This window comes from Gorillibacterium sp. sgz306347, from assembly GCF_059735245.1.
In genome coordinates, this window is record NZ_JCAPET010000001.1 from 1 (window position 1) to 12,057 (window position 12,057).

8 protein-coding genes are annotated in these 12,057 nt (G+C 57.1%); all 8 read left to right on the plus strand.

Annotated elements, in window-relative coordinates; genetic code table 11:
• The first annotated feature begins 170 nt into the window (after window positions 1-170).
• The 8 genes from AC6I6H_RS00005 to AC6I6H_RS00040 all read left to right on the plus strand — a co-directional run bounded on the left by AC6I6H_RS00005 (window position 171) and on the right by AC6I6H_RS00040 (window position 12,046).
• Window positions 171-1,064, plus strand: a complete 894-nt coding sequence (locus AC6I6H_RS00005) for an ABC transporter permease (RefSeq protein WP_497949060.1) — start codon at window positions 171-173, stop codon at window positions 1,062-1,064.
• Between the two features lie 6 nt (window positions 1,065-1,070).
• The gene (locus AC6I6H_RS00010) at window positions 1,071-1,967 is read left to right on the plus strand and encodes a carbohydrate ABC transporter permease (protein ID WP_497949063.1); all 897 of its coding nucleotides are present in this window, start codon (window positions 1,071-1,073) and stop codon (window positions 1,965-1,967) included.
• Window positions 1,968-2,036: 69 nt separating this feature from the next.
• Complete coding sequence (locus AC6I6H_RS00015) at window positions 2,037-3,713, plus strand: type 2 periplasmic-binding domain-containing protein (RefSeq protein WP_497949067.1); 1,677 nt, start codon at window positions 2,037-2,039, stop codon at window positions 3,711-3,713.
• Between the two features lie 83 nt (window positions 3,714-3,796).
• Entirely contained in the window at window positions 3,797-5,590 is a 1,794-nt protein-coding gene (locus AC6I6H_RS00020; RefSeq protein WP_497949071.1) for a cache domain-containing sensor histidine kinase, read from the plus strand.
• Window positions 5,587-7,197 (plus strand): response regulator, encoded by a 1,611-nt coding sequence (locus AC6I6H_RS00025; RefSeq protein WP_497949073.1) that lies wholly within the window; start codon window positions 5,587-5,589, stop codon window positions 7,195-7,197. The genes AC6I6H_RS00020 and AC6I6H_RS00025 overlap by 4 nt, the downstream gene beginning before the upstream one ends.
• Window positions 7,198-7,218: 21 nt before the next feature.
• Window positions 7,219-10,032: a DUF8487 domain-containing protein gene (locus AC6I6H_RS00030; RefSeq protein WP_497949077.1), complete on the plus strand. Its 2,814-nt coding sequence runs from the start codon at window positions 7,219-7,221 to the stop codon at window positions 10,030-10,032.
• 233 nt (window positions 10,033-10,265) lie between these two features.
• Entirely contained in the window at window positions 10,266-11,111 is an 846-nt protein-coding gene (locus AC6I6H_RS00035) for a transketolase (RefSeq protein ID WP_497949081.1), read from the plus strand.
• Window positions 11,108-12,046, plus strand: a complete 939-nt coding sequence (locus AC6I6H_RS00040) for a transketolase family protein (RefSeq protein WP_497949086.1) — start codon at window positions 11,108-11,110, stop codon at window positions 12,044-12,046. The genes AC6I6H_RS00035 and AC6I6H_RS00040 overlap by 4 nt, the downstream gene beginning before the upstream one ends.
• The last annotated feature ends 11 nt before the right edge of the window (window positions 12,047-12,057 follow it).

Genomic DNA, 12,057 nt, shown 5'->3' on the forward strand with positions numbered 1-12,057 from the left:
GGTCGCCCCTCCGTCATCTATGATGACTTTTGGGACACCCTCTTTTTTCCTTCATTTTCCTGCAAAGCAACCCCCTCGCAAGGACCAAACCAAATCGAAAGAATTCCAATCGCTGTGGGGTAGTAGGAAAGCGGTTTCCCCTTTAGTATGGAACAAAGAGGGGGATGCGTATGTTGGCGAAGCTTTTGAAGTACCGATGGCAGTATTTGATGATCCTGCCTGGAGTGGTTCTGCTTTTTCTGTTCAGCTACATCCCGATGGCCGGCATTCAGGTGGCTTTCCGGGACTTTCAGATCGGCTCCTCCATCTGGAGCAGCCCGTGGGTGGGCATGGACAACTTCCAGTTTCTGCAGGAGCCGCAGTTCTGGACCGTCGTTCGGAACACGCTCTTCATCTCGGTGCTGAAGTTTATTTTCGGCTTTCCCGCGCCGATTCTGCTGGCGCTCATGATCAATGAGGTGGCGCACGCCGGCTTCAAGCGCTTTGTACAGTCGGTCAGCTACCTGCCCCACTTTTTTTCCTGGATCGTGGTCGTTTACATTCTTCAGTCCTTTCTGACGCTGGACGCCGGACTTGTCAATCAGTTGATCACCAAGGCGGGTGGAGAACCGATTTTCTTCATGGGCTCGACCGAATGGTTCCGTCCGCTCGTGGTATCCAGCGGCTTGTGGAAGGAAACGGGTTGGAATACGATTCTCTACCTGGCGGCCATCACCACGATTGATCCGCAGCTTTACGAAGCTGCAAAGGTGGAAGGCGCTGGCAAGCTGGCGCAAATCCGGCACATCACGCTTCCGGGCATTCTGCCGACCATTTCGATCGTGCTGATTCTGAGCATTCCGAGCCTGATCACGGTCGGCATGGATCAAATTTATCCGATGATGAACTCGGCCAACCAGGAAGTGGCGGACGTGCTCGATACGTACGTGCTCCGAAGCGGTCTTCAACAGGGCTATTTCGGCATGGCGACCGCGGTAGGGCTGCTGTCCTCGATCATCAGTCTGATTCTGGTGGTCACGACAAACACGCTGTCCCGCAAAATCAACGGAGAGGGATTATGGTGAGCCGAGATGAGACAGACACTTTCCGAAAGAATCTCCAACTGGGCCATAGTGGTTTTGCTGTCCCTGCTTTGCCTGTCGGTTTTGTATCCGTTTGCTTACATGCTGGCCATCTCTTTGAACGAGGGCTCGGATGCGGCAAAGGGCGGCGTGTACTTGTGGCCACGAGCATTTACGCTCATTAACTATGAAATCGTACTCGGCAACGAGGTCATCCGGCACGCTTACCTGATCACGATCGGGCGCACCGTGCTCGGCACGATCGGCGGCCTCATCGTCACCCTGCTGGTGGCTTACGGGTTGTCTTACAAAGCCCTGCCGTTAAGGGGCGGCATTCTGACCTACATCCTGATCACCATGCTGTTCAACGGCGGTCTGGTTCCCTACTACATCCAGCTGAACAACCTGGGACTGCTGAACACATTTTGGGTCTACATCATCCCGACCTTGTTTTCGGTCTGGAACATGTTCGTCATGCTGAAATTCATCCAGGGCATTCCGGAAGCGCTTATCGAATCGGCGGAGCTGGACGGGGCGGGACCGGTCCGGGTCCTCTGGCAAATCATCGTGCCGCTGTCAAAGCCGATGCTGGCGGCGCTCGGGCTCTTCACCGCCGTCGGGCACTGGAACGACTGGTTTGCCGGCGCGTTTTACGTGAGCAAGCAGTCGCTGATTCCCGTACAGACCTTCCTTCAGCAGCTGCTTTCGGCGCAGGACATTTCGGTGGTGCTCGGTTCGAACACCAACCAGGAGGCGCTGGCCCGAGGCTCGCAAATGCAGAACATCACCCTCATGTCCATCAAAATGGCGGTCGTGATGGTCAGCGCGATTCCAATCCTGTGCGTGTACCCGTTTCTGCAAAAGTATTTTGTCAAAGGCGTGCTTATCGGATCGGTCAAAGGCTGACACGGCTTTACTAAGGGTATAAGGCAGCACTCATATACCAAAATTCGCAAAGAACAGGGGAGTTGTTCCATGGGTTGGAAAGGGAGAAAGCGCGGAGCCGCGCTGACGCTTGCGGTTGCGCTCGCCGTGATGGCGGGCTGCTCGAATTCGGGCGGCAAGACGGAAGGCGGCGGAGCGGCAAGCCCGGAAGGCAGCGGGTCCACTTCGTTTAATCTTTGGCTGGGGTGGGCGGCCACGATCAACAACGACAGCCTGGTGCAGAAATACTGGAAAGAAAAAGAGCCGGGCGTCGATGTTGAGCTTGAAGCGACGCAGGGCGATGCGATCACGGCGCTGAACCTGCGGCTGAATACGGACGGCTTCAAAGACGCCGCCATCTTCTCGCGCAGCGAGACGGTCAAAAATGCAATGGGCCGCTCCAACAAAATCATGCCGCTGGAGCAATATTTCGACATGCCGGACAAATACCCGGGGCTGGCGGCGATTCCGAAGCAGTACCTGGAGCGGATGAAGGACAAGGACGGCCACATCTGGTCCATCCCGACCTGGTTTGACCAAAACCCGGACGATCCGTGGCCGGGCTGGGCGTCGCTGTCCTGGATGGTGCGAACCGACGTTGTCGAGAAGGCCGGCATGAAGCTGGAGGACCTGGCGACGCTGGAAGGGGTCGAAGCTTACCTGCGGAAGGCGGCGGAGCAAAAGGACGCTTCCGGCAATACGCTTTTGCCCATGTCGTTCCTGATGGACACGAACGATACGATGGGCTGGAATGACGAGAACGCCATCCTGACCGCCTTCGGGGTATCCACGAGCGGCTCGGGCGTTGAGAAGAAAGGCGACGAATTCGTCTTTACCTACGACGATCCCCAATACAAGGCCGCCTATCAATGGCTGAACAAAATGTACCGCGAAAAGCTGATTGACCCCGAGGTCGTCACGGACAAGAAGGAACGGTACAAGGAGAAAAACAAATCCGGCCGCGTCGCCATGAACGTCGGAAGCTTCTTTAACGTCGACGCCTCTCTGTGGGAAGTGCTGGACGGTCCGACCGAGCCGGGCTGGTACTATCAGGTCATTCCCTTCCCGAAGGTGGAGGGCGTGGACAAAGTCGGCACCAACCAAGTGGTGAATCCGTATCCCGGTTACGATGTGTACGTCAGCAAAAATACGAAAAACCTGGACGCGATCCTGAAATTCTTCGATTATACGCTCCAGGCGAAGCCGGAAATGCAGCAGGTCATCAACGAAGGACCCGCAGGCCTATACTGGGATTGGATCGATCAGCCCCTTGGAAAATGGAAATACATCGACGATAATTACAAACAGGCTCGAAATTCCGGAGACCAGGCCCAGAAGGCAAAGGTTACGCCGGAGTTGTACATGGTTTCGTCCTACAGCAACAAATGGTATCCCTGGTGGAACGTCGGAGAGGTAGACAAGAAAGGCGCCACCAAAACCTCCGAATTTACCGAAGCGGTCGGCAAAATGGGCGGGGTCCGCAATGCCCACTCCTACGATCTGCTCGTGCCGAAGCAGGGCGGGCTCTGGGAGAAATACGCGCCGGAGCTGGAGAACATCCGCAAGGAATTCCGCGCCAAGCTGATCATGGCGAAGGACGACGAGCAGTTTGAGGCCAATTGGAACGCGTTCCGAGACGCACTGGAGAAGCGCGGCCACTGGACCGAAATGAAGCAGGAATGGATGGAAACCTATCAGGCGGACATCCAGGCAAACGGCGAATTTTAAGGGAATGGAGCAGCCCCTTCCGGGGGGGTGCTCCCTTTGCCTTTCCTTTTACGGCAGCAAGGCGGGAACGGGGGTAAGATGGGATGAAGCTGAGGCAGCGGCTGGAAAAGGCGATCCTGCGGGTCACCCGTTCCATGAGCTTGAGAAAAAAAATTGTGTTTTTTTACAGCGTGATCGTGTTTCTCCCTACGGTTTTGCTGGCGGCCGCAGCCGGATATGTGGCGCTGCAGCACGTGAGGGAAAACTATCTGATCACCGCGAAGGAAGCGGTCCGGCAGAACGCGCAGAGCATTGAATTCCGGAAGCAGAGCTACGACCTGCTGGCGAACCGGACCGCGACCGACGGAGAACTGATTTCCCGGCTGTCCCGGGATTATAACGACATGTACGAGCAGGTCGAGACGGTGGAATACGTCGACCGATCTTTTTTGTTTACGCGGCGCCATTTGCCCGGCATTGAGGATTTTCGGATTTATCATGCAAACGCTTCCCTGGTCCAGGACGGGGGGCTGCTGTGGAAGCCCGAGAACCGGGTGCTTTCCGGCGTGAACGAAAACGCCTGGTTTCAGACCCGAACCGCATCATCGCAGGCGCTGACCTGGTCCAACGCCCAAAATGACAACAGCAAGCTGGTGGTGTCCCGAACGATCATAAGCCCGTACGGGGAAGTTTTCGGCGTGGTTTACCTGCTGCTCGATTACCATACGGTTTTTGCCGAATCATTTGAGCATCCGTTTAACGGGGCGGGAGAGCTCTACATCGTGGACGGAGACAACCGGATCATCGCCTCATCGGAGCCGGACGACATCGGGGCGGGCGTTCAGGAGTCGGCGCTCCAGCCGTATTGGGAGAAAAACGAGGCCGCCTCGTCTTCTATTAACGGCAAGCTCCTGATCGAACGGAAGCTGGCGTCCGGCTGGACCGTTGCGGCGCTGATACACATCGACCGGATGGAGCAGCAGTCAAAATGGGTGTTTCTCGCCGTGGCCATTGCCGTTGCGTTCTTCCTGCTGCTTTCCATTTTCCTGATTCTGACGGTTTTGAAAAACGTGGTATGGCGCATCCGCAAGCTCGGAGCACGGATGACCGACATCTCCCAGGGGGATTTCGACGTCATGGTGCGGAGCCGGGACGAGGACGAGCTGGGCGAGCTTGAAGTGCTGTTCAATTCCATGTCCCGCCGGCTCGGCAAGCTGGTCGAGGAGAACATGCAGGCGCATCTGAATGAAAAAGAGCAAGCGTTCCGGGCGCTGCAGGCCCAGATCAACCCCCACTTCATCTACAATTCGCTCAGCCTGGTGCGCTGGCGGGCCATGGACATACAGGACGAAACGCAGATTCGCACCATCGACGCGCTGACGACCTTTTACCGGCTTGCCCTGAACAACCGGGTGAACGTCATCTGCATCCGCGACGAGCTGGAGCATTTGAAGGCATACGTGGAGATTCAACAATTGCGCTATCCGGACCGGGTGCGGGTGGAATGGGACGTCGAGCCGGATGTGCTTGATTTGTATACCATCAAGCTGCTGCTTCAGCCGATTGTGGAAAACAGCTATCTGCACGGCAGCATTACCAAGAAACCCGGGGCCCTGATCCGGATCGCCATCCGCCGCCAGGAGGATTCCATTCTTTTTGAGGTATGGGATAACGGAAAAGGCATTCCGAAGGAGCGCCTGGAGCAAATCCGGGCCGGGCGGTACAGCGGCACCCGAAACGGCTTCGGGATGAACAACATCCGGGAAAGGCTCCGCTTGTATTTCGGCGCGGCAGGCCGATTCCGGATCGACAGCAGCGAGAACGAGTGGACGTTCGTGTCGATTGAAATTCCCGTCTGCAAGGAACGTCCCGAGATCAGGATGGGGGAAGACAAATGATTCAAGCGTTAATCGTGGACGACGAGCCGCTGCACATCGACGGCCTCGTCCGTCACATCCGTTGGGAAGCGCTTGGGTACGCTCCGCCGCTTACCGCGGAATCCGGGGAAGAAGCGCTCGGGCTTCTGGCCTCCGGGCCGGTGGATGTGCTTATCACGGATGTCTCCATGCCGGGCATGTCGGGCATCGAGCTTCTTGCCGCCTGCCGGGAGCTTCCCGGTCTGCAAGCGCTGCAGGCGCTGATGATCAGCGGCTACGACGAGTTCGAATTCGTGCAGGAGGCCATCCACCTCGGCGCGAAAGGCTATGTATTGAAACCGATCAAAACCGGCGAGCTGGAGGAAAAGCTGTCCGCCATCCGGACCTCGATCGAGAAGAAAAAGCAAATTGAGCAGGAAACCAGTGAGCTCAAGGAGAAGCTGACCGGAAGCCGGGAGGTGCTGCAGGAACGGTTTGTCAACGACCTGATCGAGGGCCGGGCTTACAGCGAGGAAGGGATGGCGTCCTGGGGCAGGCTGCTGGATCTGCCCGGGGAGGACTGGAAAATCAGCTTGTTTTTATTCGGCTACGACCGCCTTTATTTATCCGGTGGGGAAGACGCGCGGCAGCGGATTCTGCTCGCGGACGGGCTGATGAAGATTGTAAAAGTGGCCTTCTCCGATTATGCCGGCGTTTATATCGGCAAGACGGGGGCGGAGGAGGCGGCGGTTGTGCTGCTGAATCTGCCGCCTGCTGATCGGGCGAAGATGGAGAAGCAATTCCCGTTCATCCGGGACATGGTCCGGGAAAAATTCGTCTCGCCCGTCACGATCGGGATCAGCCGGGAATGCCGGGCCTGGGAAGAAGCGCCCCTTTTATACAAAGAGGTCAAGCATATGATGGCCAAGGCCAGACTGGCCGGGGAAGGCCAGATTTTATATTTTGACCAGGCCGAAGCGACCGAATACAGGGATTTCCGGCTGCGTGACGAATACATACCGGAGATCGTCAAGTTTATGGAGAAGGGAGACCGCGAGCAGGCTGCCGCTTACTTCAACCATGCGTTTGATGCGCTTTTGACCCGGGAAGCGGTCGCGTTCTCCTACGTGCAGGCTTTCGGCATGGGCCTCATCAGCGAATTGGCGCGAAAATTCAAGCGCTACAAAACGGCGGTCGGCGAAATGAACATCCAGATGTGGCAGAGGCTCATCGCCTGCACCGCTGCGGCGGAGGTGCGCGAGGTTGTCCTGGAGTATCTTTCGCAGTATAAGCAGATGGAAGAAAAGGAGCAGGAAACGCTTCAGCACAACCTGATCCACCGCATTGCACAGTACATCGAAGAGCATATCCGGGACAACATGACTGTGAAGCAGTTAGCGGCGCAGTTCCACCTGAACGCGAGTTATTTGAGTGTCTTGTTCAAAAAGGAGACCGGCAAAACCATTTCCGATTTTGTGCAGGAAACGCGCATGAAGAAAGCCAAGGAGCTGCTGCGGGACCCCAATGTGAAGGTATACGAGGTAGCCGAACAGGTCGGCTTTCAAACCGCCGCCTATTTTACTTTTTTGTTCAAAAAGGTTACCGGCAGCACGCCCCAGGAATTCAGGGACTACCACTACGAAGAATGACAAAAGAAGGGACGGTTTCACATGTTGACGACGATTGATTTGGCCGGCGTCTGGGAGCTTCAGCTGGATGAACGGAAGACGGGCTGGCCGGGAGAGTACACGGATGCAATGATGCTGCCCGGCACCACTTCCTACGCCCGAAAAGGAAAGCGGAACGAAGCCGTCGAGCTTGGCGCTCTGACGGATGAATACGCTTTCGAAGGGGATGCCTGGTTTGCCCGTGAAGTCGAGATACCGGCTGCTCTGGAGGGCAGGCCGTGCTTTTTGTTCCTGGAGCGTACGCGTGTCACGACGGTTTGGGTGGACGGCCGGGAGGCCGGCATGAAGAACAGCCTGAACGCGCCGCATGTTTACGAGCTGACCGGTTTGCTCGGCGCAGGCCGGCATACCCTGACGATCCGGGTCAACAATACGGATTACCCGACCAAAGGCGGCCATCTGACTTCAAAAGACACGCAAACCAATTGGAATGGAATTACCGGCAAGATGGAGCTTCGCTTTTACGGCGACGCCTATCTGGAAGGCGTGCAGGTTTATCCGGATGCGGCAGGCCGGTCCTTCGGGATCACGGCCAAGCTTGCCGGCAGTGTGAGCGGCGGCCGGCTGGCCATCTCGGCGGCTTCCTTTAACGGGGACGCGGAGCATACGCCGGAAGAGCAGACTTTCCCGGCGGACGGGGAGACGTTGTCCGTCCGGTACGCCTTGGGGGAGGGAGCCTTGTTCTGGAGCGACCAGACGCCGAATCTGTACCGCCTGCAATTGAAGCTGCTGAACTACAGCGGTGAAGTGCTGGATACATACGAGCTGGTCGCGGGGCTCCGCGAGTTTACGGCAGCGGGCGACAAGTTCCGGATCAACGGCACCAAAACCTTCCTGCGCGGCAAGCATGACGGCCTGATTTTTCCGCTTACCGGCTATGCGCCGACCACCGTGGAAGAATGGCTTCATGTTATGGGCATCGCCAAATCTTATGGAATCAACCATTACCGCTTTCACACCTGCTGCCCGCCGGACGCCGCGTTTGCGGCGGCGGACCTGCTCGGCATTTACATGGAGCCGGAGCTGCCCTTCTGGGGCACCATTACGGATGAAACGTATGAGAATCACAATCAGGACGAACAGGATTATTTGATCAGCGAAGGCTATGCGATTCTGGAGGCGTTTGGCAATCATCCGTCCTTTGTCATGATGTCGCTCGGCAACGAGCTTTGGGGCAGCAAGCCGCGGCTCGACGGCATTCTCAAAGCATACAAAGCGTTTGATAACCGTCATTTGTATACCCAAGGGTCGAACAACTTCCAATTTGTTCCGGACATTTTGGAGCACGAGGACTTCTTTTGCGGTGTGCGGTTTTCGCGTGACCGGCTGTTCCGCGGCTCCTACGCCATGTGCGACGCACCGCTCGGGCATGTGCAAACCGACCGGCCAAGCACGCGCAAGGACTATGACGAAGCGATCGTCCCGTCCGCCCTTCCGGCGGACGGTGAGACCGGACCGGAGAGCGGCGGCACCATCCAGATTCAGTACGGCACCGAAGCCCGCACGGTAAAGGCGGAGGAAAACGCCGAAGAGCTGGTGCCGAAGGTGCCTGTTGTTTCCCATGAGATCGGCCAATACGCCACCTTCCCCAATTTCGCCGAAACCGGCAAGTATACCGGACCGCTGAAGGCAAAAAATTTCGAGGTGTTCCGGGAACGGCTGGAGGAGAAAGGGCTCGGGCACCTGGCCGAAGCCTACTTTGAAAACTCCGGCAAGCTGGCGGTTGCCTGTTACAAGGAAGAGCTGGAGGCCGCCTTCCGCTCCAGAAAGCTGGCCGGCTTTCAGATTCTGGATCTTCAGGACTTCCCCGGGCAGGGTACGGCGCTGGTCGGCATCCTCGACGCCTTTATGGATTCGAAGGGATTGGTGACGCCGGAGGAATGGCGCAGCTTCTGCTCGGATGCCGTGCTGCTGGCGCGCTTTGACAAATTCAATTACGTGTCGGAGGAACGGTTTGCGGCGGATGTGGAGCTGTGCTGCTACAGGGAAGCGGCGCTCGACCGGTTCACGCTGAAGTGGGAGCTGCAAGAGGCGTCAAGCGGCCGCATCCTTTTGAGCGGAGAGAACGAAGCCTCCGCAGCGGGCAAGGGCAATTACATCGACGTCTGCCGGCTTGAGCTTTTGCTTCCCGCAGTCGGCGCCATGAAGCGGGTTACGCTGTCGCTGTTCATTGACGGAACGGACATCCGCAAAACGTACGACCTTTGGCTGTACCCGGCGGGCATCCGCGCCGATCAGGGGGGCCTGCATATCGCGGAGGAGCTCACGCCGGAAACGCTGGCGCTGCTGCACCGCGGCGAAAACGTGCTTCTGATGCCGAAGCCGGACCGCGTCAAGCAAGCCGTGGAGGGACTCTACAGCACGGATTTCTGGTGCTACCCGATGTTCCGCTCCATCTCCGAAAGCATGAACAAGCCGGTGCCGGTCGGTACAATGGGCCTTCTGATCGACAACACGCATCCCGCGCTGCAGGCGTTTCCGAGCGAACGGCATTCCACATATGCCTGGTGGAGCATCGTCTCCCATTCCAGCTCGGTCATTCTGGACAGCCTTCCGCGCGAGCTGTTTCCCATCGTCCAAACCATCGACAACTTCGAACGGAACCACAAGCTGGGGCTTCTGTTTGAATGCCGGGTAGGGAAAGGGAACCTTCTGGTCTGCCCGCTGGACGCGGAAAAAGCGGCCGAAACGCCGGAAGGAAGGCAATTCCTGCACAGCATCCTGACTTACGCGAAATCGGCCGAGTTCCGGCCGCAGGTCGAGGTCGAAGCGTCCGCGCTCGCCGGCCTGATCTGATTTTCATCGGCTCCACTGAAAAACCCCGGCTTGGGCCGGGGTTTTTGCGTGGAATCGAATATGGCCGAATGAAAGGCGGTCAGGAAATAATATCCATCAAATTGTCATATTATGAGAATACTTAATATAGACGATGAATTTAATATGGGATAATATGAGAGATAAGTTTAAACAAAGTACATTCGGATGTATCTGTTATTTTTGTTTATCCGGACAAGAAGGGCGGACAGCGGATGGATTCCCGTCATAACACGCTGGAGACGATCGCCAGCGAAATCCGAAAAGCTATATTCCTCACCATATGCAAAGGAGAAGGAGGCCACATTGCCTCCTCTTTTTCAATTGTCGAAATCTTGACCGCCTTGTATTTCGGAGGCGTCCTCCGGTACGATCCCGGCAATCCCACCGATCCGGACAGGGACCGGTTCGTGCTGAGCAAGGGGCACGGTGCCGTGGCGCTGTATGCGGTGCTGGCCAAAGCCGGTTATTTCAGCAACCGGCTGCTGGCGGACTACTGCCAGCCTGGTTCCCCGCTGGGCTGTTTGGCCGCTCGAAATGCGGCTCTCGGCATCGAGGCATCGACCGGCAGCCTGGGTCATGGGCTTGGTTTTGCCGCCGGTGCGGCATGGACGGCAAAAACAGATCAACGGCCTTTCCGCGTCTTTACACTCCTCGGGGATGGCGAATGCCAGGAAGGCTCCGTGTGGGAGGGCGCTCTGTTTGCAGCCCAGCACCGCCTCGATAACTTGACCGTGCTTGTGGACTATAACGGACTTCAGGCCATGGATACGCTCGACACTATCATCGGATTGAACCCTTTCAAAGAGAAGTGGGAAGCATTCGGGTGGGAGACGATCGAAACGGATGGGCATGACCTTGATCAACTCGTCGCCTGCTTGTCACAGCCCCCGTCCGCCGAGGGGAAACCGCGGGCGATTATCGCCCGCACGGTCAAAGGGAAGGGGCTCCGCTTTGCCGAGAACGACCCGCATTGGCATTATCGCCTGCCGACCCCGGAAGAACGGGAGCTGGCATTCGCGGAGCTGGGCATAACGGGAAGCGGGGAGGAATTTGCATGAGAACTCCTTTTTTTCATACCATTCGGCAGTTGGTGAAGAGTAACCCGGACGTCGTGGTCCTGACGGCGGACAACGGATTTATGGAATTTGAACTCTTTCAAAGTATTTTTCCAGGCCGGTTTGTCAACTTCGGCATTTCGGAAGCAAATATGGTTTCCTGCGCATCGGGCATGGCCAGCTGCGGCAAAATTCCGTTCGCCTTTGCCATTTCCGCTTTTCTGACCATGCGGGCTTACGAGCAAATCCGAAACGACGTCTGCCTCCAGGAGCAAAACGTGAAGCTGGTCGGCGCATTCGGAGGGCTGAATTTCAGCCTTTTGGGCGCGTCCCATCACACGATAGAGGACATCGCGATCATGAGAGCGCTTCCCGGCATGCGTGTCGTCTGCCCAGCGAGTCCCCTGGAAGCCAAGGGCGCGTTTTTGGCGGCGAGCCAAATCGAGGGACCGGTCTACATCCGGCTCGGATCGACACAGGAACCGGAAATTTACGGTCCGGATTACCGTTTCGAGCTGGGAAAAGGGACCTTGCTCCGCGAAGGGCACGATCTGGCGATTCTGACGACAGGGCCGATCGTGCAGGACGCCCTTGCCGTCGCGGAAAAGCTTGCGTCCCAAGGAATTCAAGCAAGGGTGGTGCACTTCCCGACCGTCAAGCCGCTGGACAAGGATATGCTGGCCCAGGCGGCAGCCGAGACAGGAGCCTTGCTGACGGTGGAGGAGCACAGTGTGATCGGGGGGCTATCCGGGGCAGTGGCGGAGGCCATGCTGGAAATCGGCGTTCAGGGTGTGCTTTATGACCGGATCGGGATAGAGGATCATTTTCCGAAAGGGTACGGGAGTTACGAGCAGGTAAAGGAAGCAAACGGTCTGTCCCCGAAAACGATGATGGAAAGGGCGACCGCCTTGGTTAGGCGCAAACAGGAAAAAAGATAAGGGGAAGCGGG

What these genes read in the sequence shown, in the direction of transcription:
- AC6I6H_RS00025 (WP_497949073.1), top strand. Translation starts at nt 5,587, where the DNA reads ATGATTCAAGCGTTAATCGTGGACGACGAGCCGCTGCACATCGACGGC.
- AC6I6H_RS00040 (WP_497949086.1), top strand. Translation starts at nt 11,108, where the DNA reads ATGAGAACTCCTTTTTTTCATACCATTCGGCAGTTGGTGAAGAGTAAC.
- AC6I6H_RS00010 (WP_497949063.1), top strand. Translation starts at nt 1,071, where the DNA reads ATGAGACAGACACTTTCCGAAAGAATCTCCAACTGGGCCATAGTGGTT.
- AC6I6H_RS00030 (WP_497949077.1), top strand. Translation starts at nt 7,219, where the DNA reads ATGTTGACGACGATTGATTTGGCCGGCGTCTGGGAGCTTCAGCTGGAT.
- AC6I6H_RS00035 (WP_497949081.1), top strand. Translation starts at nt 10,266, where the DNA reads ATGGATTCCCGTCATAACACGCTGGAGACGATCGCCAGCGAAATCCGA.
- AC6I6H_RS00020 (WP_497949071.1), top strand. Translation starts at nt 3,797, where the DNA reads ATGAAGCTGAGGCAGCGGCTGGAAAAGGCGATCCTGCGGGTCACCCGT.
- AC6I6H_RS00005 (WP_497949060.1), top strand. Translation starts at nt 171, where the DNA reads ATGTTGGCGAAGCTTTTGAAGTACCGATGGCAGTATTTGATGATCCTG.
- AC6I6H_RS00015 (WP_497949067.1), top strand. Translation starts at nt 2,037, where the DNA reads ATGGGTTGGAAAGGGAGAAAGCGCGGAGCCGCGCTGACGCTTGCGGTT.